Origin of the sequence: Aeromonas sp. s7(2024) (assembly GCF_040907825.1) — a bacterium.
GTDB classification, from domain to species: Bacteria; Pseudomonadota; Gammaproteobacteria; order Enterobacterales; family Aeromonadaceae; genus Aeromonas; species Aeromonas veronii.
The window spans coordinates 1-21,896 of sequence record NZ_JBFOCM010000033.1; the positions used below are offsets into that span (position 1 = coordinate 1).

The following is a 21,896-nucleotide window of genomic DNA, read 5'->3' on the forward strand; positions in this document are numbered from 1 at the left end:
TGACCGTGGCGGTCAAGGTCAGGGTTTGACCATCAGCAGGGGCATCAACGGCCAGGCTCAGGCCGTTATCCAGCATGGCTTGAGTGACCGCACCATTAAACAGCTCGTTACCGTCCTGGTCGACAATCACCAGGGTATCACCAAGGGCAGTACCGGCGCCGAGAGCAACCTGGTAGTTCACTTGACCGCTGAGCTCAGCGCTGCTGAGCAGGCCATCATCGTTGGTATCGTCAGTGATCGTGAGGCTCACCGCTGGTGCCGTGGCGTCAACGCTGCCGCCGTCGGTAGCACTACCGGAATTCCCCGCAGGATCGGTCACCGTGGCGGTAACGGTATAAGAACCCTCGGCCAAAGGAGTAACCACATCCACGGTGAAGGTACCGCTGGGTGTGACGATAGCGGTCAGGGTTTGTTGATTACCGTTTGCATCGGTGACCAGCAGGGTGACGATGCTGCCAACAGGAGCATCTGTGGTTCCGGTCAGGGTCGGAGTGGTGTCATTGGTATTGTCTGGCGCGACGACGGAAATGGTAGGGGGCGTAAGGTCAAATACTTCATCTTCGCCAGCAGCACCAAGCGGCGGCTCACCATTGGCGTTGTAGGTGGTATCGAAGGTGGCCTCTGCGATGGTTTCGGAACCGGTACGGTCGATGGTGACAAAACCGCCGTTGCCACTGGCACCGGCGACACCACCAATACCGCCACCACCGGCAGCAGGCGCACCGCCTGCGGCAGATGCTTCAAAGGCCTGGGTCGGATCAGCGCCACCCAAGATCGCCTGTTGCAGGGCATTGATATCATCAGGAGTGCCGGCTGCACCATTTTGCGCCAGCTGGGGGACATCCCCCTCTTCGGCAGGCTCACTCTGTTCGCTGGCCGGTTGCACAGTGAACGACTGTCCGCCCCCCATGAAACTGGCGCCATCCGGCGACATGATCACAGCCCCTTTCGGCAGCACATCCCCTTCAGCCAACAGCTTCCGGCTGCCATCTGCGGCAACCAGATAAATTTGTCCTTTAAGTTGGGTTACGGTTACGCCCTGTTCCAAGGTAACGGCATTGGTAATCATGTTCTCTCCTGAATCCTGATTTGAATGCAACAAGCCACATCTTACTGTGCATACACATGGCAAAAATAACCAGCTCGAAAATTCGAAAGGATAGGGAGATTTGAGGCTGAACTGTTCAGCCAGACAGAAGTGTGTAAAACGAGGTTGTGAGAATAGCAAAAACCAAAATTATCAATAGATTACAGAGTAATGACAGGAGCATGACAAGGCATGCTCCCGTCAGGATGAACCCTATGCTCCCGCCCAGAGGATGATAGCCAGCAGCTGTGGCGAGATGATCCGCAGGAACATCACCAGCGGGTAGACAGTGGCGTATGAGAGCGCACTGGCGCCACTGGTCGGGTGCATGGCGTTGGCAAAGGCCAACGCGGGAGGATCTGTCATGGAGCCGGCCAGCAAGCCGCACAGGGTCAGATAGTTCATCTTGCCATAGAGGCGCGCCAGCACACCGACCACCAGCAGCGGGATCAGGGTGATCGCCATGCCGTAGAGCATCCAGGCTGGGCCATCACCATTGATCAGGGTATCGACGAAACCGGCACCGGACTTGAAGCCGACCACAGCCAGAAACAGCACGATGCCGATCTCCCGCAGCGCCAGGTTGGCACTGGGGGGCATGAACCAGTAGAGCTTGCCGATGCTGCCAATCCGCGACAGGATCAGCGCCACCACCAACGGCCCGCCCGCCAGACCCAGCTTGAGGGCGGCCGGGAAACCGGGCAGATAGAAGGGGATGGAGCCGAGCAATACGCCAAGGCCAATCCCGATAAATACCGGCAACATCTGCACCTGCTGCAGCTTTTGCTGCACGTTGCCGACCACATTGGTCACGGCCTCGATGGCGTCGAGACGGCCAACCAGGTTGAGGATGTCACCAAACTGCAGGCTGGTCTGGCTGGTCGGCACCAGTTCGATACCGGCACGGTTGAGACGGGAGATCACCACGTCATAGCGTTGTTTGATGTCCAGATCGCGGATCTTCTTGCCAAGAACCTGCTCGTTGGTCACCACAACCCGCTCGACTCGCAGATCGGTGCCGCGGGTCGAGAGCGAGGTCTCCACCTCCTCCCCCAATACCAGCAACACCTTGTGCAGCGCGTGGCGCTCACCCACCAGGTGCAGCAAGTCACCCAGTTCGATACGGGATTCCGGCCGTGGCACCATCAGCTCATCGCCCCGTTTGAGCCGTGAACAGATGACATCAGACTCGTCGAGACTCGGGATCTCGCTCAGCATCAGGCCGTGCATGTTGGGGTTGCGCACCGCGATGTTGATGGTCTGCAAGCTCTCCTTGGTTTTACCGGTTTGTAGCTCGAACTGGGCGGCTTCATCGTCGATCTTGATGCGAAAGAAGACCCTAACCAGCCACATGGTGAGCAAAATGCCACAGATACCAAACGGATAGGCAACCGCATAGCCCATTCCCATCAGGCCGGTCGAACCGGGCGCGGCGCCCAGCTCGGCCAGGATCTGCTGGCCCGCACCGAGGGATGGCGTATTGGTGACGGCACCGGAGAAGACCCCCAGAATGACCGGCAACGGCACATCGAAAAATTGATGCAAGCCTGCGGCCACCACGCAGCCAAGGATGACCAGCAAAGCGGCAAAGGCGTTGAGTTTGAGACCCGAACTGCGCAATGACGAGAAGAAACCCGGCCCAACCTGGATGCCGATGGTATAGACAAACAGGATCAGGCCAAATTCTTGAATAAAGTGAAGCGTTTGTGCATCCAGCGCGAGATCGGAGGCGCCTGCAAAGTGACCCACTATGATGCCGCCGAACAGCACCCCCCCTATTCCCAAGCCAACGCCATAGACTCGCCAGTTTCCCAGCCAGAGTCCTAGCACTGCCACCAGCGACAACATGCTGATGGAAAGCGCGATTTCACTCATTTCGTGCATCCTTTGCGAATTGAACTGGCCCTAGCTTGTCAGCAAACGCTGATGCCAACTGTGTGATACCGCACGAATTTATCCTTTTACGCGCCAAAAATACCAATTAAGGGCTAGTTGCAAGACGTTAGGCGATGTAGCCGTAAATGGCCACAAAGTGACAAACGCTGCCACCCAGCACAAAGAGATGCCAGATGGCGTGGTTATAGGGGATCTGCTTGGCCACATAGAAGATGACCCCGAGGCTGTAGATAAGGCCACCAAGCCCGAGCAGCAGCAGCCCCTCACCGGCCAGATGGATATAGAGCTGATAGATGACCACCAGCGACAGCCAGCCCAACATCAGGTAGGTAAAGAGCGACAACTTCTTGAAGCGGTTGATAAACACCAGCTTGAACACCACACCAGCCAGCGCCAGGGCCCAGATCACCACCATCAAGCCCTTCGCCAGCGGCGTGTCGAGCGCCACCAGCAGGAAGGGGGTATAGGTGCCGGCAATCAGCAGATAGATGGCGCAGTGATCAAACACCTTGCACCAACGTCTGGCCCGCCCTTCCGCCATGCTGTGATAGAGGGTCGAGGCGAGATAGAGCAGCACCAGACTGCCGCCATAAAGGCTGTAACTCACCAGCGCCTGCGTACCCTGCCCCCATCCTTTGATGAGCAACAACACCAGTCCGACAATCCCCAGCAACAATCCCGCACCATGACTCAGCCGGTTTGCCAGCTCCTCCCGGGGGGAGTAATCCATCACACCACTCATAACATCAACTCCACAATAACTGTGGCTCACTCTACCCAGCACCATTTCGGAGTACAAGTGTTCGCTTAAAAAAGGGGATGGCTGTCACCCGCCCCCCTTTGGTGTATGCTCTGCCGCCGATGCCCGAGACAAGCGGCATAGACACCTACCCCGGTGACCTGGTCTGGAGAACCTGATGAAGTTGACTGAGCTGTTTGCACAAGCGGATCCCGCCTTTGGCGAGGCGATGAACACCTTGCTGGAGAGCTTCCACCACTCCGACGACAGTCAGGCCCCCTATCAGCGCGACCTGTTCACCCACCAGCTCGATCAATCCCGCATGCCTGCAGTCGGCCAACCTATCGAGGAGTATCTGGCGCGGCTGGCTACTCTGGTACCCGGTGCCTCTCACCTCACTTCGCCACGCTACATGGGCCACATGACCGCGCCACTGCCGGCCTATACCGCCGAGCTGTCGCGCCTGCTGGTGATGCTCAACCAGAATCCGATGAAGATGGAGTCCTCCCGCCTGCTCAGCTTTCTGGAGCGGGAGGTGCTGGCCAAGCTGCACCGTCTCATCTATGGCAGGGACGATGCCTTCTACGGCGAGCAGATGCATGCCAAGGATGCCGCTCTCGGCGTCATGACCAGCGGCGGTACCATCGCCAATGTCACGGCACTGTGGCTGGCCCGCAACCGCGCCTGTGGCGACAACCTGTTCGCCCTCTATGAGCAGGGCTATCGCGGCGCCGTCATTCTGGGTTCCCGGCTGATGCACTACTCCTTCGACAAGGGGATGGATCTGCTGGGATTGGGCGCCCGAAGCGTCTGGCGCCTTGAGACTGACGAGCAGAACCGGCTCAGTCTGGCTGCGCTGGAGCAGGCACTGATCCAGTGCAAGGAACAGAAACTCAAGGTGCTGGCGCTGGTCGGCGTGGCGGGCAGTACTGACTTTGGCTCCATCGATCCGCTACCAGAACTGGCGGCCATCGCCGAGCGCGAGCAGATCCACTTTCACGTGGATGCCGCCTGGGGCGGCCCGACCCTCTTCTCCCCCCGCTATCAAGGCCTGCTGACCGGCATTGAGCAGGCCGACACCGTCACACTGGATGGCCACAAACAGCTGCTGGTGCCACTCGGTACCGGCATGCTGCTCTGCCGCCAGCCCGACCTGATGATGGCAGTCAAGCGGGAGGCGCCCTATGCCATTCGCGCCACCTCGTTCGATCAGGGTCGCTTTACCCTGGAGGGCACCCGCCCGGCCAATGCCCTCTATCTGGACGCCGCCTTCCAGCTCTTCGGCCAGCGAGGCTATGCCGAGCTTATCGAAGCCAACTACGACCGGGCCCGACTGATGGCAGAGCTCATCGAAAGCGATCCTGCCTTCGAGTTGATGTCTGCTCCGGTGATGAACCTGCTCTCCTACCGCTGCATCCCGCCCCATCTGCAGGGCAAGGTGCTGGACGAAGCGGCCAACGAGCAGATCAACGCCTTCAACGTGGCGCTACAAAAAGCCCAGCGGGCCGAGGGGCACAGCTTTGTCTCCCGCACCCAGCGCGCTGTGTTGCGCTACGGCGCCCAACCGCTCACCCTGCTGCGCGCCGTGCTGCTCAACCCGCTTATCGAAGAGCGCCATATCCGTGAACTGCTGGCCGATCAGCAGCGACTGGGGATCTCCATTGCACGCCAACTGTTTGGCGACGGCGCGGAACCGGCGTAAAAATGAGCGGTCTTATTCATTTGCCGTTGTCTGCTGTACAGGTAGACTGGGCGAAATTTGCAGGCCATCTTTGAGGACTAGGCGCCAACAATGAAGCAATTTATTGAATTTATTCCACTTATCGTTTTCTTTGCGGTCTACAAGTTTTACGACATCTACATGGCTACCGGCGCACTGGTGGTGGTCACCGGTCTGCAGCTCGCCTATAGCTGGATCCGCTATCGCAAGGTCGAGAAGATGCAGCTCTTTACCTTCCTGCTGGTCGGCTTCTTCGGCGGCCTCACCGTCTTCTTCCACGATGACACCTTTATCAAGTGGAAAGTGACTGTCATCAACGTGCTGTTCGCACTGGGTCTGCTTATCAGCCGCTACGGCTTTGGCAAGAATCTGATCAAACAGATGCTGGCCAAGGAGCTGCAAGCACCCGATGCAGTCTGGGACAAGGTCAATCTCGGCTGGGTCGGCTTCTTTACCGTCTGTGGCCTGCTCAACCTCTACGTGGCGTTCAACCTGCCGCAAGAGATGTGGGTCAACTTCAAGGTGTTCGGTCTGCTGGGGATGACGCTGGTCTTTACCCTGCTGAGCGGCGTCTATCTCTATCGCCACATCCCTGCCGAGCAGTTGTCCCAGCAAAAAGACGAACCCAAAGAATAACCCTCATCAGAAAAGGATCCTCTCATGTGGTATCTCATCTACTCCGAAGATGTCCCCGATAGCCTGCCACTGCGCAAGCAGGTTCGCCCTGCCCATCTGGCCCGACTGCAAGCCCTGCAGGATGAGGGTCGCCTGCTGACCGCCGGCCCCAACCCGGCCATCGATGCCGAGGATCCGGCCGATGCAGGTTTTACCGGCAGCACCGTCATCGCCGAGTTTGCCTCGCTGGCGGATGCCCAAGCCTGGGCCGATGCCGATCCCTATGTGGCAGCTGGCGTCTATGCCAAAGTGACCATCAAGCCGTTCAAAAAGGTCTTCTGACCCGAAGCGCATAGCGAAATAAAAAAGGCCGGACTGGAAGTTCACTCCAGTCCGGCCTTTTTGCATCCCGACATCAGGCTTACGCCCTGGCGACAAACCAGGGGTTGAGAATATCGGGCTTGTTGTAGACAAGGGACGAGCCATCGAGTTGGGTGACGCTGCCACCGGCCCCCTCCAGCACCGCCTGCGCAGCGCCGGTATCCCACTCGCAGGTGGGGGCGAGGCGCGGATAGAGCTCGGCCCCCCCCTCGGCAATGATGCAGAACTTGAGGGAGCTGCCCATGGAGACCAGCTCGAGCTCGCCAAAAGGAGCCAAGAAATCGAGGGTCTCCTGCGACAGGTGGTTGCGACTGCCCACCACTCGCCACGCCTCGCCTTCACGATGAGGCCGGGTCTGGATAGGCTCGCGCTTGCCATCGGCGATGCGCCAGGCACCGAGACCCTTTCCGCCATACCAGAGCTTGTCCAGCACAGGGGCATAGACTAGCCCCCAGCGCGGTGCCCCCTCTTCAATCAGCGCGATATTGACGGTGAACTCACCGTTGCGGGAGACAAACTCCTTGGTGCCATCGAGGGGATCCACCAGCCAGTAGCGGGACCAGCAATGACGCACCGCCATCACCTCGGGCCCTGACTCCTCCGACAGCACAGGGATATCAGGAGTCAGCCGTGCCAACGCCTGCACTATCACCTCATGAGCCCCCTTGTCGGCCGCGGTCAGCGGACTCTCGTCGCTCTTGTACTCCACAGCGAAGGGCTGGCTGTAGATGGCCATGATGGCCGCCCCCGCCGCGCGGGCGACAGGTTCAAGTTCGGTGATATCGGGGTGGTACAGGGGATGATCCATAACAATCTCGTCCAACTCACAGGGTCAACCAGTGTAACCCTTTTGACATCAACTGCTTATAGCCGATTGTGCTGGGTTATTACAGCTCGGTGGCCGCCAGCCCATTGTCCTCACTTGAACAACACCTGAAATAACAAAGGACGCCGTGGCGTCCCTTGTTATTTCTAGCGGCCAGTCTCAGGCCGCGGGCCTATTTTGCAACTCAGATCCCCTGACGGGCTTCCTGCATCAGCAGGCGCATATCGCTCACGGCCTTGGCCAGGCCATCGAAGGCGGCGCGGCCGATGATGGCGTGGCCGATGTTGAGCTCATAGAGCTCGGGGATGGCGGCGATGGCCTTGACGTTGTGGTAGTGCAGGCCGTGACCGGCATTGACCTTCAAGCCCTTGCCAGCGGCATAGGAGGCACCGGCGGCGATGCGCTTGAACTCGGCGTTACGCTCGGCATCGGTGGTGGCATCGGCGTAACGGCCGGTATGGATCTCGATAAAGGGGGCGCCACTCTCGGCAGCCGCATCGATCTGGATGGGATCGGCATCGATAAAGAGCGAAACCTGGGCCCCCACAGCGGAGAGACGGGCAACAGCGTCAGTCACCTTGGCCAGCTGACCGGCCACGTCCAGACCGCCCTCAGTGGTCACTTCGGTGCGCTTCTCCGGCACCAGACAGACGAAGTGGGGCTTGATGCGGCAGGCGATGCCGATCATCTCTTCGGTCACAGCCATCTCCAGGTTCATTCTGGTCTGGATAGTCTGGCGCAGGATCTCCACATCGCGGTCGGTGATGTGGCGGCGATCTTCACGCAGATGCACGGTAATGCCATCGGCCCCGGCCTGCTCGGCCACGAACGCGGCCTGTACCGGATCAGGATACTGGGTGCCACGGGCGTTGCGCAGGGTGGCGATATGGTCGATGTTCACACCCAGATAGATTTCACTCATTGAGAACTCCTTGAAAGGCTTCATCTGTTGACTGCGCGGTCAGCGAATCACACCGCGCCAATATCCGTATGTCTGTAATCTGTGTCAGCCTTGCATACTGGCTTTGCGTTTTAAAAACAGCTCCCGGCTCTTTAGCTGGCGCTTGCCCAGATAGGGTTGCAGTGCCAATCGGCTGAAACGTTTGGCCGCCTGCAGCAAGGGAGGGGTATCGAAACGTCCCTCGGCAAAGGCGAGCAGGTGGGCACCGAGAAACAGGGTACGGGGATCCGGCGCCCGCTCGCAAGCAACAAAGCCCAATTCACGCTCGAAGCCATAGAGCAGGGTCGGCTCGATGGGCGACTCGTCGTCCGCCGTGTATTCGAAATCCACCGCATAACCGAGCGCCTGCAACAGCAGGAACTCGAAGCGACGCAGCGGCAGCTCCGGCGTCTCGCCGTCGGCCAGCGCCATGATGGCACGAGCATAGGCGTCGAATACTTCGGGGAACGGGGTGTGCGCTTCCAGCAGGTAGTAGACCAACTCGTTGAGATAGAGGCCGTAGAAGAGGCGATCGCCACCGAGACGCAGGGAGTGATCCGGGCATTCGACTTGGGTGAGGTTCTTGAGATCCCCCTTGCCGCGCCAGGCGATGGTGAGCAGGGTAAAGGGTTGCAGCAGCCCCTTGAGAGGGGAGCGTGGCCCGCGAGAACCGCGAGCCACCAGAGTAAATCGGCCACTATCCTGGGTGAAGACCTCGACCAGCTGGCTGGTCTCCCGATAGGGCCGACTGTGGATGACGAAAGCCGGGGTCAGCAATCAGTCGTCGCCATACCCGAGGCTGCGCAGGGCGCGCTCATCGTCAGCCCAACCGGATTTGACCTTGACCCACAGCTCGAGGTGCACCTTGTTCTGGAACAGACGTTCCATATCGAGGCGCGCTTCGGTGCCTATGGTCTTGATCTTCTCGCCCTTGTTGCCGATGACCATCTTCTTCTGGCCATCGCGCTCGACCAGGATCAGGCCGTGGATGTGGTAGAGGCCGTTCTCTTCCACCTTGAAGCGCTCGATCTCCACCGTCACCGAGTAGGGCAGCTCCTCACCGGTGAAGCGCATCAGCTTCTCGCGGATGATTTCGGAGGCCATAAAGCGGGAGGAGCGGTCAGTCACGTAATCTTCCGGGAAGAAGTGGACGTTTTCCGGCAGCAGATCCTTGGCCCACTCGCGGATCTTCTCCACGTTGGTGCCCTTTTCGGCACTGATGGGCAGAATATGGGCGAAGTTCATCTGTTGGCCCAGCCACTCGAGGTGGGGCAGCAGATCTTCTTTCTCTTTGACGTTGTCGATCTTGTTGACCGCCAGCACCACAGGGCACTTGAGATTGCGCAGCTTGCCCAGCACCATCTCGTCGTCTTTGGTCCAGTGGGTACCGTCGACCATGAACACCACCATGGCCACATCACCCAGCGAACTGGTGGCGGCACGGTTCATCAGACGGTTGATGGCCCGTTTCTCTTCAATGTGCAGACCCGGGGTATCTACATAGATGGTCTGGTAGTTCTCCTCGGTGTCGATCCCCAAAATCCGGTGACGGGTGGTCTGGGGCTTCTTCGAGGTAATGCTGACCTTCTGGCCAAGCAGCTTGTTGAGCAGGGTGGACTTGCCCACGTTCGGGCGGCCCACGATGGCGACAAAGCCGCAGTAGGTGGTATCTGTCATGACAGTTTTTCCAATGCTTGCTGCGCCGCGGCCTGTTCGGCCTTGCGACGGCTGGTGCCGACCCCGACGAGGGGACCATCCAGACCTTCCACGTCACACTGGACGGTGAACTCCTGGTTGTGTGCCTCGCCCTTGACGTTGGTCACAGTGTAGGTCGGCAGGGATTTGCGGCTTCCCTGCAAAATTTCTTGCAGACGGGTCTTGGGATCTTTCTGCTCGATGCCCGGCTTGATCTCTTCCAGGCGGCTGGCGTACCAGCTCAGCAGCAGTGTCCGCACCGTCTCAAGATTGGTATCCAGATAGACGGCACCGATCACCGCCTCGACCGTATCGGCCAGAATGGATTCGCGGCGAAAACCGCCGCTCTTGAGTTCGCCGGGACCGAGGATCAGGTGATCCCCGAGATCAAACTCCCGGCCCAGTTCGGCCAGGGTCTTCTCGCGCACCAGGGTGGCGCGCATCCGGCTGAGATCCCCTTCCGCCGCTTGCGGGAAGCGGTGGAAGAGATCGTCGGCAATCACCAGACTCAAAATCGAGTCACCCAGAAATTCCAGTCGTTCATTGTGACGGGAGCCGGCGCTGCGGTGAGTCAGCGCGCGGGTCAGCAGTTCCAGATCCGCAAAGACATGCCCGAGACGGGACTGCAGTCTGTTCATCTTGATATTCATTTACTTGATTCCGCCAATGCGGTTGAAGCGCACACCTGTCGGTACCCAACTTGGCAGCAGGGAGCCTTCTTCGCGCTCGAATTCAAAACTTATCCAGATAGCGACCGCCTTGCCGACCAGATTCTGCTCGGGCACAAAGCCCCAAAAGCGGCTGTCGGTGCTGTTGTCGCGGTTGTCGCCCATCACGAAATACTGGCCTTCCGGTACCACCCACTCGTCGGGGTAGGTGCCGGGCTGGCGATAGTAACGGCCAACCATGTCGGGCATCAGTGGATTGCGCAGGGTCTCGTGGGAGACATCACCCAACTGCTCGGTATAGCGGTCAAGGGGGATCCCCATCTGGGTAAATTCGCCTCTTTGTTCAAACTTGACGTCGAGCTTCTTGAAGCCCGGGCACGTTTTCCCTTCCTGCTCCTCGCACTTGGGCCGGATCATCAGCTCCTTGTTGCGATAGATAACCCGATCACCCGGCATGCCGACCACCCGCTTGATGTAGTCAACGCGCGGTTCAAGGGGATACTTGAACACCACCACGTCGCCACGCTTGGGCTCGCCAGTCTCGAGGAACTTGGTGTTGGTCACCGGGTCCCGCAGACCATAGGCAAATTTTTCCACTAGGATGAAGTCGCCCACCAGCAGGGTGGGCATCATGGAACCTGACGGGATCTGGAACGGTTCAAAAATGAACGAACGCAGGATCAGCACAAAGGTGATGACCGGGAAGACCCCGGCGGTCTGCTCAATCCAGACCGGCACGGGGGCCACCTTGGCCAGGGTCTTCTCATCCAGGTGGGCACCGCCATGGGCACGAGCCACGGCAATCTTGGCGGCGCGCTGCTTGGACCAAATCATCTTGTCCAGACACCAGATAACACCGGTGATCGCGCAGACCACCACCAGGATCAGGGAAAACGTGCTTGCCATCTATTAATCCTTTCCGACGTGGAGAATCGCGAGGAAGGCTTCCTGCGGCACGTCGACACGGCCGAGGGACTTCATCCGCTTCTTACCTTCTTTCTGCTTGTTCAGCAGTTTCTTCTTACGACTCACGTCACCACCGTAGCACTTGGCGGTTACGTCTTTACGCAGAGCCTTGACGGTGCTGCGTGCGATGATCTGGTTGCCGATGGCCGCCTGAATGGCGATATCGAACATCTGGCGCGGGATCAGCTCGCGCATCTTCTCCACCACCTGACGACCGCGATACTGGGCGTTGTCCTTGTGGGTGATGATGGCCAGGGCATCGACGCGCTCACCGTTGATCATGATATCCAAACGGACCATGTCGGAGGTTTCGAAACGCTTGAAGCCGTAGTCCAGCGAGGCGTAACCGCGACTGGTGGATTTCAGACGGTCGAAGAAGTCGAGCACCACTTCCGCCATCGGGATTTCATAGGTCAGCGCCACCTGCTTGCCGTGGTAGACCATGTTGGTCTGCACGCCACGCTTCTCGATACAGAGGGTGATCACGTTGCCCATGTACTCCTGCGGCAGCAGGATATGACACTCGGCGATCGGCTCGCGCATCTCCTTGATGCTGGTGATGGCGGGCATCTGGGCCGGGCTGTCGATATGGATAGTGGAGCCGTCGGTCAGCTCGATCTCGTACACTACGGTCGGCGCCGTGGTGATCAGATCCAGATCGTATTCACGCTCCAGACGCTCCTGAATGATCTCCATGTGCAGCATGCCGAGGAAGCCACAACGGAAGCCGAAGCCCAGCGCAGTGGAGCTCTCCGGTTCGAAGAACAGGGAGGCATCGTTCAGGGAGAGCTTGTCGAGGGCGTCACGGAACGACTCGTAGTCATCGCTGGAGATGGGGAACAGACCCGCATAAACCTGCGGCTTCACCTTCTTGAAGCCAGCCAGCGCCTTGTCGGCACCGTTCTTGGCCTGAGTCAGGGTATCGCCCACCGGCGCGCCGTGGATGTCCTTGATACCGCAGACAACCCAACCTACCTCGCCGCAACCCAGACCCTGGGTATCCACCTGCTTGGGCGTGAAGATACCGATACGATCGACACCCCACACCTGACCGGTGCTCATCACCTTGATCTTGTCGTTCTTCTTCAGGGAACCGTTCTTGATCCGCACCAAAGAGACAACGCCCAGATAGGAGTCGAACCAGGAGTCGATGATCAGCGCCTGCAGTGGGGCATCCGGGTCACCTTCCGGTGCCGGGATCTTGGCGACGATCTCTTCCAGCACCAGATCAACACCCAGACCAGTCTTGGCGGAGCAGCGCACTGCATCAACCGCGTCGATACCGACGATGTCTTCGATCTCCTCGGCAACCCGCTCCGGCTCTGCAGCCGGCAGGTCAATCTTGTTCAGCACCGGCACCACTTCCAGATCCATTTCCATGGCGGTATAGCAGTTGGCCAGAGTCTGTGCCTCAACCCCCTGGCCGGCATCCACCACCAGCAGCGCCCCTTCACAGGCCGCCAAAGAGCGGGAGACCTCGTAGGAGAAATCCACGTGGCCCGGGGTGTCGATAAAGTTCAGCTGGTAGGTGTTACCGTCTTGTGCCTGGTAGTTCAGGGTCACACTCTGTGCTTTGATGGTAATGCCGCGCTCGCGCTCCAGATCCATGGAGTCAAGCACCTGAGCCTGCATCTCGCGGTCGGACAAGCCACCGCAAGTCTGGATCAGACGGTCCGACAGGGTCGATTTACCGTGGTCGATGTGCGCAATAATCGAAAAGTTACGAATGTGTTTCATCGAGCAAGAGTCACTCAAAATTAGTTAAGGTCAGTTATGGAGGCGCGATTTTACTGGATAACCCGGCTGACGGCCATTCTTTAGTCGCCAGCGCCAGTGAAATAGCGCCTGTTCAGTCAGGGGAGGATGCGGACAGGGACGACAACGCCGAGCATCTGCGGGCCGTAACGCCCCTGATCCAGGCGGTTGGAAAAGTAACGAACCAGTAAAAAGCCCAGCATGCCCCCCAGCAGGCAGCAGAGGATGGTGATCCCCTCCCCGCCCGAGAGCAGCGGCGCCAGCCAGAGCTGCCCCAGCAAGGCGCCAGCCAGCAGGCAAAACAGCGGCAACACATAGACCAGCGCAGCCCCGCGCAGCAGACTCTCCTGCGGGATACCGAGCCTCACTTGCTGGCCAACCCACACCTCGGCGGTCAGCCTGACCCGCAAGCGGGGAGCTTTCAGGGGAAACGCCTTCGCCACGGTGCCGGTACCGCAACTGGATTGCTGCTGACAACCACTGCAGGCAGAGCGCCGTTCGCACTCCACCCAGGCATGGTCACCCTCAATGGCCACCACGGTCGCCAGCTCTTCACTCATCTCATTCACGGCAACACCTCGGGTTCACACAATCAGGGGATCTGACCACGACTCGCCACGCTCGGCAAGCGGGGAAGAACCCCGCATCCCCCGTTACTGCACCGCTTCGTTGCGGGCCAGCGGCTGGACCGACTCGGCGATGCGCTTGGCAGTCTCGGCAGGCACCTCACCGACCACGGTGATCTCGACCCCCACCTCGTTGACATAGCTCACCAGCGAAGTCGCCCCCTGGCGGATCAGCTGCTGGCGCACCGCCTGCTTGGGATCCACCCGGGAGACGTAGACCGAGAGATCCACCAGCCCATCGGAGAGCATCATGTAATCCACCGGCATACTGGTGGTCACCAGCTGGTGCCGGTCTTGCGACAGCACCTTGAAGCCATCGGGCAACCAGGTGATCTGCCAGTTCAACTGCTGTTGCGGCGCCGGATAAGCATCCTCCAGCGCCAGCGCCGGAGGCTGCTTGCTGTTGGCCAGCTTCACCAGCCAGGGGGCTGGTTTGCTCTGCAGATCCAGTTCGACACCAAGTACCTGCTCCACCAGATTGCCTTCCCGCTCGACCATGTCGATCCGCAACAGCAAGTGGCTCTGCTCGTCAATCCAGAGCACGAAACCATATTTATCGGCCTCTTTAGGCACCAGCCTCACCACCTGTGCCACCACACCGGCGACCCGGCTGCGACCAGCCAGCACTGGATCATAGCTCTCCAGCACCTGCGCCAGCGGCATCTTCACCAGGGTCGACCAGATGCCGGGGAAGCGGGCATCCTTCAGGGTGTAGGGATCGTGGCTGTTTTCAAAGAAGGTGTATTCGTTCTGGCGCTGGAGATACTCGATCGCCTTGCCGTCGAGGTAACTGAGGTGGGCCACTTCCTTGCCATTGATCACGGCATGGCTGATCCGGATCGGTTCAAGACGCCCCTGACGGGCCTTGACCATGGACAACTCGAAATTCTGTTGCTGCACGGCACTCTGCATCTGCTGCAACAAGGCCTCGGCCGACTTATCGTCGGCCGAGGCCTTGGCACTGATCAGCAGGAGAGAGGCCAGCAAAATACGGCTGGACTGGCGCACGTTTGTATCCCTGACAATTCGTTATTGTTGGATCTGTCTGTCTTGCAACAGGCGCTGCTGCAACTGGTGGTCACGCAGGAAGGCGTTGATCCGCTCCCGCTGCTCCTGCATCTGCTGTTCGGTCAGCCCCTGCTGACGGGCACGGGCACCCTCCTGTTGCGGATAGTGAACACTCACAGGCGCCGCACTGCCACCGATTGGAATGGTATTGAGCACCGGATTGGCCGGAACGCCATCATGCCCCTGATACTGCTGCACCCCGAAGATAACGGCAGCGGCCACGGATGCCGCAATGGCATATTGACCCAGCTGCTGACCGACACGGCGGAACAACGGAACCACATTGGCATCTGTCTTGACCGGTGCAACGACAGGTTGCAGCACGGGAGCCGTCTCGACCGGCTTGGGTGCCAGTATGGTGGGCTCATCCTCCAGCGCAGCCATAATGCTGTCACTGAGATCCAGTTGCAGATTGACCGGCAGGTCACCCCGCATGGCATCGCCGATCAGGTGGTAACGACCCCAGGTATCTTGCAAGTCGGAGTCCATCTCCAGCTCGTTCAGTACCTCTGCGTCACTCAGGTCACCATCCATCAGGGCAGAGATTTGCTCTTTATTTGCCATAAGTTAACCCGTCTTTCCCCAGTTAATTCTCGATCAGAGGTTGCAGCTTTTTATCGATTGCTTCCCTCGCCCGGAAGATACGGGATCTGACCGTACCCACTGGGCAATCCATGATTTCGGCAATCTCTTCGTAGCTCAGCCCTTCCAGTTCGCGGAGGGTGATAGCTGTCCTCAGGTCTTCCGGCAATGCCTCTATGGCTGAAAACACGGTGCGTTTGATCTCGTCAGTCAGCGCCAGGTTTTCGGGGGTTGAGACCTCTTGCAAGGCTTCACCACCACCATAAGACTCCGCTTCGTCAGCCTCCACATCACTGCTGGGCGGCCTGCGCCCCTGGGAGGTGAGATAATTCTTCGCCGTGTTCACGGCAATTCGGTACAACCAGGTGTAAAAAGCACTTTCGCCACGGAATGTCGGCAATGCACGGTAGGCTTTTATAAAGGCCTCTTGCGCCACATCGGGCACATCACCGGGATTGTTGACATACCTGGCAACCAGGTTGACCACCTTATGCTGGTATTTTTTTACCAACAGGTTGAAAGCTGCTTTATCGCCGCGCTGGACCCGTTCAACCAGCTGTTCGTCCAGTAGATTCTGGTCGCTCATCAGAGCCGTAAAACCCCCATCAGGTTATCGTTTTTCTTTTCCGGCCCTTCCTAAGCGCACAAGTTCAGACAGGGAGAATCAGAGAAAGTTCGCTTCAATTGAAAAAAATGTGATGCAGGCTGCATCCTCGCCCTCGCTTGGGCTACCATGGTGCCAGTTCTTAATCCAGGCCAATGATACTTATGAAAGCAAGTGTTGAATACCTTTGCGATGTACTGATCATTGGCAGCGGTGCCGCTGGTTTGTCCCTCGCGTTGCGATTGGCAGACCACGCCAAAGTCCTGGTTCTGAGCAAGGGGCCCATCAGTGAAGGGGCCACTTTCTATGCGCAAGGAGGCATCGCTGCCGTTTTCGACGAAACCGACAGCATCGAATCCCACGTGAGCGACACGCTCAACGCGGGCGCCGGGTTGTGTGACCCGGCAGTAGTCGAGTTCACCGCCCGCCACGCCCGCGAATCCATCCAGTGGCTCATTCAGCAAGGGGTCCCCTTCGATCAGGAGGAGAACGCCGACGGCGAGTCTCAGTACCACCTCACCCGGGAAGGGGGCCACAGCCATCGCCGCATCTTCCACGCGGCGGATGCCACCGGCAAGGCGGTGCAGCTCACCCTGATCGATCAGGTGCGCGCCCACCCCAATATCCAGCTGATGGAGCGCTTCAACGCGGTCGACCTCATCACCACCCGCAAGCTCAACCTGCCGGGCAACAAGGTACTGGGGGCCTACGTCTGGAACCGCAACGCCGAGCAGGTCGAGGTGATCCGCGCCCGTTTCGTGGCGCTGGCCACCGGTGGCGCCTCCAAGGTCTACCAGTACACTTCCAACCCGGATGTAAGCTCTGGCGATGGCATCGCCATGGCATGGCGGGCCGGTTGCCGGGTGGCGAACCTGGAGTTCAACCAGTTCCACCCCACCAGCCTGTTCCACCCGGACGACCCCAACTTCCTGCTGACCGAAGCGCTGCGTGGCGAGGGGGCCTATCTGCGCCGCCCGGACGGCAGCCGCTTTATGCCGGAGTTTGACGAGCGGGCCGAGCTGGCTCCGCGCGATATCGTCGCCCGCGCCATCGACCACGAGATGAAGCGACTCGGCGCCGACTGCATGTATCTGGATATCAGCCACAAACCGGCCGATTTCATCATCAAGCACTTCCCGACCATTTATGAGCGCTGCCTCGCGGTCGGCATCGACATCACCAGGGAGCCGATGCCCATCGTGCCGGCCGCCCACTACACCTGTGGCGGCGTGATGATCGACAACAACGGCCAGACCGATATCCCCGGCCTCTATGCCATCGGCGAAGTGACCTACACCGGTCTGCACGGCGCCAACCGCATGGCCTCCAACTCCCTGCTGGAATGCGTGGTCTATGCCCATCAGGCGGGGGCCGACATTCTGGCCAAGCTGCCGATGAGCGTGGAGCCGCCGCGCCTGCCGGTATGGGACGAGAGCAAAGTGGAAGATTCCGACGAACTGGTGGTGATCCAGCACAACTGGCACGAGCTGAGGCTGATGATGTGGGACTACGTGGGGATAGTGCGTACCAACAAACGCCTGGCCCGCGCCAAGCGCCGCATCGACCTGCTCAAGCAGGAGGTGCAGGAGTACTACGCCAACTTCCGCGTCTCCAACAACCTGCTGGAGCTGCGCAACCTGCTGCAGGTGGCCGAACTTATCGTCAACTGCGCCCTGCAGCGCAAGGAGTCTCGTGGCCTGCACTACAACCTGGATTATCCGGATATGCTGCCGGACTCCAAACCGACAGTGCTAACTCCGGAGCGGGATTAATCCTCCTTCCTGCCAAGCGTTGCAGCTATCAGTGACCCCGCCCCGGCGGGGTCACTTGTTTTCAACCGCTTTTCAGCCACAAAAAGAGTGCCGCCAGCCACATGGCAACAGCTTATCGCGATAAATCAGCGCATGGTCATCACGGAAAGCAGGCGTCAGCGCCGGGACGGCAGAAAGTGGATGGCTCGCGCCAGCAGGCGGTAATGTTCGGGGGGAAGGGCGTCGGAGAAGAGCCACAGTTGCCGTGGCGACGCCGATTCAGAGCCTTCCGGCTCGGGGCAAAGCGCCAGCCTGAGCACGCCGGGCAAAATGCGGCTTTTCTTGCCGAGCTGATAGCGGCAACCTTGCCACTGTAGCCACTGACCATCCCAGACAAGCTCGAACGGGGGCTCGGCGAGCGCCCGCCAGCTCAACCAGAGCGCCGCCAGCCAGACGGGCAGCAACAGCGCCCACTGCCAACCGGCAATCAGGCCAGCCACCGGCCAGAGCAGCAACAGAAAGAGGGCCACCAGCAAACATTGCTGATGGCGGGAGGGGTGAACCGTCATGATCACCCGCTCCACAGGATTACCCCTGGCGGTCGTGGCGCGCCTGATTGCGCTCCAGGATCATCGGGATCATGGCGGCAAATGCGGGATCGGCAGGGACGCCATGCCCCATGCACCATTTGAACAGATCCGGATCGTCGCTCGCCAGCAGGCGGATAAAGGTCTGCTGATCGGCTTCGCTCAGGGCGTCGAACTCGTGTTCGAAAAAGGGCATAAAGATCACATCCAGCTCGAGCATACCGCGACGGCAGGCCCACTTCAGGCGGGATTTTTCAACTGGGCTCAACATGGCACTCTCCTTACAAAGACCGGGGGATGGTACCAGCTGGATTTTCCGGCTGACAAACATTAGTTACGTCTTTACCATGCAGCTCACATACTTTCTCTCTGGAATACCATCGTGAGCCTGCAACCACCTGTTTTTCCTGCCGAGCCGACCCGCTTCCCCCTGACCAAGCTGGCCATCACCCGTATCAGCGGCCAGGATCGCGCCAAATATCTGCAAGGTCAGGTCACCTGTGATGTCAACGCCCTGCAACCGGGGCAACAGACCCCGGGTGGCCACTGTGATCCCAAGGGCAAGCTGTGGAGCAATTTCCGCCTGCTCTGCCTCGACGACAGCCTGCTGCTGCTGACCAGCCCTTCAGTGTTGGAACGTCAGCTGCCGGAGCTGCAGAAATTTGCCGTCTTCTCCAAGGTCGAGATCGCCGCCGATGAGCGTCACGCCACCGGGATCGCCGGTACGGGCAGCGATGGGTGGATCGCCGAGCAGTTTGGCCTTCTGCAGAGCGGTCTTATCGACGGCGGCATGGCGGTGAAGATTGAACAGGATCGCTGGCTGCTGGTAAGCAATCAGCAAGCCGACGCCCTGCCGCAAGGTGACGAGTCACTCTGGTGGGGGCTCGAGATCAAGGCGGGCCTGCCACACATGGAAGCGGTGCATCAGGGGGAGTTCATCCCGCAGATGCTCAACCTGCAGGCACTGGACGGCATCAGCTTCAACAAGGGCTGCTACATGGGGCAGGAGACGGTGGCCCGCGCCAAGTATCGCGGCGCCAACAACCGCGCCCTGTTCCTGCTGGCGGGCAGTGCCAGTGAGCCGGTCAATGCGGGCGATACCCTGGAGCTGCAACTGGGTGACAACTGGCGCCGCAGCGGCATGGTGCTCAACGCCTGGCAACAGGCCGGGCAGGTGTGGCTCACCGCCGTACTGCCGAAAGATACCGAGGCTGACGCCCAATTCCGCCTCAAGCAGGACGAAGGCTCCCGCCTCACCCTGCAACCCCTGCCTTACGCCCTGACCGAGTAAGGTCGGCTAGCGAGGCACGCGCGCCAGCAGTGCCTCCTTCAGCCAGCGCCCCGCCTGCCCCAGCGGGCGGGCGCGATGCCACTGCAACTCCAGCGCCAGCGCGTGGCTGGCGATAAAGTCCGGCTCCAGCACCACCACCTCGCCCCGCTTCAGCGGTTGATGCAGCAGAAATTCCGGAATGGCGGACCAGCCAAGGCCCCGCTTGACCAGCTCCAGCACCCCGAGATCCCCCTCGACCCACCACACCTGAGCCGAGATGCGAAAACGCTGACGCTCGCTCCCTTCCCGTCGGCCGGTCACCATCAGCTGACGTGCCCCCTGCAGATCGACCTCCCGCAGCGGCTGCTTGCGGGCCAGCGGATGATCCGGTGATACCACCAGCGGCATGGTCACCTCCCCCAGCGAATGGGCAACAATCTCCCGCTGCGGATGCACCTTCTGATAGCTGATGCCGAGCTGGGCCCGGCCGGTCACCAGCATCTCGGTCACATCTTCCATCAGCGGGAAGAGCAGCTCCAGCTCCACGGTCGGGTAGCGAGTGGCGAACTCCTCCAGCAGGGTGCCGAGCCAGGGGAGGTGGGAGTCATCATCGATGGCCAGAGTGAGGCGCGTCTCCACCCCGGCCGCCAGCTCCCCGGCAATGGACTGCAACCGTTCACTCTGCGCCAGCAGGATCCCCGCCTCCTGCACCATGCGGGCCCCCGCCTCCGTCAGCTGCGGATAGCGGCCGCTGCGGTCAAACAGGGTGAGCGCCAGATCGATCTCCAGATTGGCGATGGCGCTGCTCACCACCGACTGCGCCTTGCCCAGCTTGCGGGCGGCAGCGGAAAACGAGCCGGTTTCGGCGGCAGCCAGCAAGATCCTCAGTTGTTCCAGTGATGGCGTCATCTTATGGCCCTCCGGCAAGCCCTCTCATCCATCTATTTTAGCGATGGATACCAACATGAATCTATCGCTAAAGTTCTATAGATTAACCAGCAATCCGTGAATAAATCTGATTGAGAGAGTGACTTATGCGTACCCGTAACGATCGCCTGCGCCATGCCATTGGCTTTGAATTCATTGGCCTGCTGATTGCCGCCCCGCTGGCCAGCTGGGTTACCGGGGTCGGGCTAAACCATATGGGCCCGCTGGCACTGTTCTTCTCGGTGCTGGCCACGGTCTGGAACTACATCTACAACATCGGGGTCGACAAGCTGCTGCTCAAATATCAGGGCCATACCCACAAAACCCTGTGGCAACGGGTGCTGCATACCTTCGGCTTTGAGGGCGGTCTGCTGATCGTCGCGCTGCCGGTCATGTCCTGGTGGCTGAGCGTCAGCATGCTGGAGGCGCTGGTGCTGGACCTGGGCTTCGTCGTCTTCTACCTGATCTATGCCTTCGTCTACAACTGGGGCTATGACAAGGTGTTCCCCATCCCCCGCGAAGTGCCGCACGGCATGCCACAAGAGGCGCGCTAAGGCACGAATCAGTTGGACTGAAGCCGAGACGTGAAGGTCAACAAGGAAAGACTACAGAAGAAACGACACGGCCCCATCATGGCAGACATGATGGGGCCGCAAAAGGCGTCAGCGCTGGCAGGCCGGCTGATTCAGAGGTAAGGATTCAAGCCTGCCCGTCGCTCAAGCCTGGGCTTTGAGCTCTTCGCCGCTCTCGTCGGCAGCGGCAGCCTCTTCAGGCTGGGCCTGAGCGGCCTGCAGCGCTTCCAGTTCGCTCTGATAATCGCTCAGGATCTGCTGGGCAACCGCCATATCTCCCTTGTGTTTGCGCTCGAACAGATGGTGCTGCACCACGCCGTTGAGATACTCCACCGTGATGGGCTGCTCCAGGGTGGCCATCAGCTCCTCTTTCTCCAGCTCGGCATTGATTTCATCGGCGGTCGTGCGCAGCAGCCCGGCCAATTGAACCAACATGCGGCGCTCACCTTCGCGCAGCAGGCTCAACATGCGGTTTCTCTGCTGCTCATTCTGTTGGGTCATACATTTCCTTACGTCAATTGGGAACAAGCCCGCTCATTCTGCCCTGTCCCCATGACAGCGTCTATCTCATGCCCCCCACAAATTTTTGGCGCTGGCTCACAAATGGCTACAGATGCTATT

The 21,896-nt window shown here is 59.7% G+C and carries 24 protein-coding genes; 6 read left to right on the forward strand and 18 right to left on the reverse strand.

Annotated features, from left to right (window positions below; translation table 11 throughout):
- From AB5Y73_RS13905 to AB5Y73_RS13915, 3 genes are all read right to left on the reverse strand, one after another.
- Positions 1–1,069 (reverse strand): retention module-containing protein (locus AB5Y73_RS13905; RefSeq protein ID WP_368148089.1); only part of this gene is annotated, 1,069 nt, incomplete at its 3' end.
- A 231-nt stretch (positions 1,070–1,300) separates the two neighbouring features.
- A complete protein-coding gene (locus tag AB5Y73_RS13910; protein WP_005335335.1) occupies positions 1,301–2,962 on the reverse strand; it encodes a putative transporter in 1,662 nt (553 codons plus the stop codon).
- A gap of 127 nt (positions 2,963–3,089) precedes the next feature.
- Positions 3,090–3,725: a hemolysin III family protein gene (locus AB5Y73_RS13915; RefSeq protein WP_107683457.1), complete on the reverse strand. Its 636-nt coding sequence runs from the start codon at positions 3,723–3,725 to the stop codon at positions 3,090–3,092.
- Between the two features lie 175 nt (positions 3,726–3,900).
- Here AB5Y73_RS13915 and AB5Y73_RS13920 point away from each other — a divergent pair, with 175 nt between their 5' ends.
- The 3 genes from AB5Y73_RS13920 to AB5Y73_RS13930 all read left to right on the forward strand — a co-directional run bounded on the left by AB5Y73_RS13920 (position 3,901) and on the right by AB5Y73_RS13930 (position 6,399).
- A complete protein-coding gene (locus AB5Y73_RS13920; RefSeq protein ID WP_107683458.1) occupies positions 3,901–5,424 on the forward strand; it encodes an aminotransferase class V-fold PLP-dependent enzyme in 1,524 nt (507 codons plus the stop codon).
- A 90-nt stretch (positions 5,425–5,514) separates the two neighbouring features.
- Positions 5,515–6,078 (forward strand): septation protein A, encoded by a 564-nt coding sequence (locus tag AB5Y73_RS13925; RefSeq protein WP_043822692.1) that lies wholly within the window; start codon positions 5,515–5,517, stop codon positions 6,076–6,078.
- Between the two features lie 24 nt (positions 6,079–6,102).
- Positions 6,103–6,399 (forward strand): YciI family protein, encoded by a 297-nt coding sequence (locus AB5Y73_RS13930; protein ID WP_107683459.1) that lies wholly within the window; start codon positions 6,103–6,105, stop codon positions 6,397–6,399.
- 79 nt (positions 6,400–6,478) lie between these two features.
- On the opposite strand, the gene cysQ is transcribed toward AB5Y73_RS13930, so the two are convergent.
- From cysQ to rpoE, 11 genes are all read right to left on the reverse strand, one after another.
- The gene (gene cysQ / locus AB5Y73_RS13935) at positions 6,479–7,234 is read right to left on the reverse strand and encodes a 3'(2'),5'-bisphosphate nucleotidase CysQ (protein WP_162895482.1); all 756 of its coding nucleotides are present in this window, start codon (positions 7,232–7,234) and stop codon (positions 6,479–6,481) included.
- A gap of 214 nt (positions 7,235–7,448) precedes the next feature.
- The gene (pdxJ, locus tag AB5Y73_RS13940; RefSeq protein ID WP_005340919.1) at positions 7,449–8,186 is read right to left on the reverse strand and encodes a pyridoxine 5'-phosphate synthase; all 738 of its coding nucleotides are present in this window, start codon (positions 8,184–8,186) and stop codon (positions 7,449–7,451) included.
- 84 nt (positions 8,187–8,270) lie between these two features.
- Positions 8,271–8,981 (reverse strand): DNA repair protein RecO, encoded by a 711-nt coding sequence (gene recO, locus AB5Y73_RS13945; RefSeq protein WP_005335391.1) that lies wholly within the window; start codon positions 8,979–8,981, stop codon positions 8,271–8,273.
- Positions 8,982–9,881: a GTPase Era gene (era, locus tag AB5Y73_RS13950; RefSeq protein ID WP_042053921.1), complete on the reverse strand. Its 900-nt coding sequence runs from the start codon at positions 9,879–9,881 to the stop codon at positions 8,982–8,984.
- On the reverse strand, positions 9,878–10,549 hold the full coding sequence (gene rnc / locus AB5Y73_RS13955) for a ribonuclease III (protein WP_005335394.1): 672 nt from the start codon (positions 10,547–10,549) through the stop codon (positions 9,878–9,880). Before rnc ends, era begins: the two co-directional genes overlap by 4 nt.
- Complete coding sequence (gene lepB / locus AB5Y73_RS13960) at positions 10,550–11,473, reverse strand: signal peptidase I (RefSeq protein WP_005335395.1); 924 nt, start codon at positions 11,471–11,473, stop codon at positions 10,550–10,552. It lies immediately after the preceding gene.
- Between the two features lie 3 nt (positions 11,474–11,476).
- Positions 11,477–13,270, reverse strand: a complete 1,794-nt coding sequence (gene lepA, locus AB5Y73_RS13965) for a translation elongation factor 4 (RefSeq protein WP_005335396.1) — start codon at positions 13,268–13,270, stop codon at positions 11,477–11,479.
- Positions 13,271–13,386: 116 nt separating this feature from the next.
- Positions 13,387–13,848 carry a SoxR reducing system RseC family protein gene (locus tag AB5Y73_RS13970; protein WP_107683461.1) on the reverse strand — a complete coding sequence of 154 codons (462 nt, stop codon included), beginning with the start codon at positions 13,846–13,848 and terminating at the stop codon, positions 13,387–13,389.
- A 93-nt stretch (positions 13,849–13,941) separates the two neighbouring features.
- Positions 13,942–14,922 carry a MucB/RseB C-terminal domain-containing protein gene (locus AB5Y73_RS13975; protein WP_005335407.1) on the reverse strand — a complete coding sequence of 327 codons (981 nt, stop codon included), beginning with the start codon at positions 14,920–14,922 and terminating at the stop codon, positions 13,942–13,944.
- A gap of 21 nt (positions 14,923–14,943) precedes the next feature.
- Positions 14,944–15,546, reverse strand: a complete 603-nt coding sequence (locus AB5Y73_RS13980) for a sigma-E factor negative regulatory protein (protein WP_107683462.1) — start codon at positions 15,544–15,546, stop codon at positions 14,944–14,946.
- A gap of 22 nt (positions 15,547–15,568) precedes the next feature.
- Positions 15,569–16,150 carry an RNA polymerase sigma factor RpoE gene (gene rpoE / locus AB5Y73_RS13985; RefSeq protein WP_005335411.1) on the reverse strand — a complete coding sequence of 194 codons (582 nt, stop codon included), beginning with the start codon at positions 16,148–16,150 and terminating at the stop codon, positions 15,569–15,571.
- A 182-nt stretch (positions 16,151–16,332) separates the two neighbouring features.
- On the opposite strand from rpoE, the gene nadB reads away from it, so the two are divergent.
- Positions 16,333–17,940: an L-aspartate oxidase gene (gene nadB, locus AB5Y73_RS13990; RefSeq protein ID WP_107683463.1), complete on the forward strand. Its 1,608-nt coding sequence runs from the start codon at positions 16,333–16,335 to the stop codon at positions 17,938–17,940.
- A 155-nt stretch (positions 17,941–18,095) separates the two neighbouring features.
- On the opposite strand, the gene AB5Y73_RS13995 is transcribed toward nadB, so the two are convergent.
- Positions 18,096–18,488 carry a protein YgfX gene (locus AB5Y73_RS13995; protein ID WP_107683480.1) on the reverse strand — a complete coding sequence of 131 codons (393 nt, stop codon included), beginning with the start codon at positions 18,486–18,488 and terminating at the stop codon, positions 18,096–18,098.
- A 19-nt stretch (positions 18,489–18,507) separates the two neighbouring features.
- Positions 18,508–18,777, reverse strand: coding sequence for a succinate dehydrogenase assembly factor 2 (locus AB5Y73_RS14000; RefSeq protein WP_047436065.1), 270 nt, complete (start codon positions 18,775–18,777; stop codon positions 18,508–18,510).
- Positions 18,778–18,888: 111 nt separating this feature from the next.
- Here AB5Y73_RS14000 and ygfZ point away from each other — a divergent pair, with 111 nt between their 5' ends.
- On the forward strand, positions 18,889–19,797 hold the full coding sequence (gene ygfZ / locus AB5Y73_RS14005; RefSeq protein ID WP_162895454.1) for a tRNA-modifying protein YgfZ: 909 nt from the start codon (positions 18,889–18,891) through the stop codon (positions 19,795–19,797).
- 6 nt (positions 19,798–19,803) lie between these two features.
- Here ygfZ and AB5Y73_RS14010 read toward each other — a convergent pair whose 3' ends face one another.
- Positions 19,804–20,685 carry a LysR family transcriptional regulator gene (locus tag AB5Y73_RS14010; protein WP_005335421.1) on the reverse strand — a complete coding sequence of 294 codons (882 nt, stop codon included), beginning with the start codon at positions 20,683–20,685 and terminating at the stop codon, positions 19,804–19,806.
- 125 nt (positions 20,686–20,810) lie between these two features.
- Between AB5Y73_RS14010 and AB5Y73_RS14015 the strand changes: the two genes are divergently transcribed.
- Positions 20,811–21,257: a PACE efflux transporter gene (locus AB5Y73_RS14015; RefSeq protein ID WP_005335423.1), complete on the forward strand. Its 447-nt coding sequence runs from the start codon at positions 20,811–20,813 to the stop codon at positions 21,255–21,257.
- Positions 21,258–21,419: 162 nt separating this feature from the next.
- On the opposite strand, the gene AB5Y73_RS14020 is transcribed toward AB5Y73_RS14015, so the two are convergent.
- Entirely contained in the window at positions 21,420–21,776 is a 357-nt protein-coding gene (locus AB5Y73_RS14020; RefSeq protein WP_005362699.1) for a hypothetical protein, read from the reverse strand.
- Positions 21,777–21,896: the final 120 nt, after the last annotated feature.

Bases quoted from the DNA above. Each gene is read 5' to 3' on its own strand.
- AB5Y73_RS13910 (WP_005335335.1), bottom strand. From the start codon at position 2,962: ATGAGTGAAATCGCGCTTTCCATCAGCATGTTGTCGCTGGTGGCAGTG.
- AB5Y73_RS13915 (WP_107683457.1), bottom strand. From the start codon at position 3,725: ATGAGTGGTGTGATGGATTACTCCCCCCGGGAGGAGCTGGCAAACCGG.
- AB5Y73_RS13920 (WP_107683458.1), top strand. From the start codon at position 3,901: ATGAAGTTGACTGAGCTGTTTGCACAAGCGGATCCCGCCTTTGGCGAG.
- AB5Y73_RS13925 (WP_043822692.1), top strand. From the start codon at position 5,515: ATGAAGCAATTTATTGAATTTATTCCACTTATCGTTTTCTTTGCGGTC.
- AB5Y73_RS13930 (WP_107683459.1), top strand. From the start codon at position 6,103: ATGTGGTATCTCATCTACTCCGAAGATGTCCCCGATAGCCTGCCACTG.
- pdxJ (WP_005340919.1), bottom strand. From the start codon at position 8,186: ATGAGTGAAATCTATCTGGGTGTGAACATCGACCATATCGCCACCCTG.
- era (WP_042053921.1), bottom strand. From the start codon at position 9,881: ATGACAGATACCACCTACTGCGGCTTTGTCGCCATCGTGGGCCGCCCG.
- rnc (WP_005335394.1), bottom strand. From the start codon at position 10,549: ATGAATATCAAGATGAACAGACTGCAGTCCCGTCTCGGGCATGTCTTT.
- lepB (WP_005335395.1), bottom strand. From the start codon at position 11,473: ATGGCAAGCACGTTTTCCCTGATCCTGGTGGTGGTCTGCGCGATCACC.
- lepA (WP_005335396.1), bottom strand. From the start codon at position 13,270: ATGAAACACATTCGTAACTTTTCGATTATTGCGCACATCGACCACGGT.
- AB5Y73_RS13970 (WP_107683461.1), bottom strand. From the start codon at position 13,848: ATGAGTGAAGAGCTGGCGACCGTGGTGGCCATTGAGGGTGACCATGCC.
- AB5Y73_RS13980 (WP_107683462.1), bottom strand. From the start codon at position 15,546: ATGGCAAATAAAGAGCAAATCTCTGCCCTGATGGATGGTGACCTGAGT.
- rpoE (WP_005335411.1), bottom strand. From the start codon at position 16,150: ATGAGCGACCAGAATCTACTGGACGAACAGCTGGTTGAACGGGTCCAG.
- nadB (WP_107683463.1), top strand. From the start codon at position 16,333: ATGAAAGCAAGTGTTGAATACCTTTGCGATGTACTGATCATTGGCAGC.
- AB5Y73_RS13995 (WP_107683480.1), bottom strand. From the start codon at position 18,488: ATGACGGTTCACCCCTCCCGCCATCAGCAATGTTTGCTGGTGGCCCTC.
- AB5Y73_RS14000 (WP_047436065.1), bottom strand. From the start codon at position 18,777: ATGTTGAGCCCAGTTGAAAAATCCCGCCTGAAGTGGGCCTGCCGTCGC.
- AB5Y73_RS14010 (WP_005335421.1), bottom strand. From the start codon at position 20,685: ATGACGCCATCACTGGAACAACTGAGGATCTTGCTGGCTGCCGCCGAA.
- AB5Y73_RS14015 (WP_005335423.1), top strand. From the start codon at position 20,811: ATGCGTACCCGTAACGATCGCCTGCGCCATGCCATTGGCTTTGAATTC.
- AB5Y73_RS14020 (WP_005362699.1), bottom strand. From the start codon at position 21,776: ATGACCCAACAGAATGAGCAGCAGAGAAACCGCATGTTGAGCCTGCTG.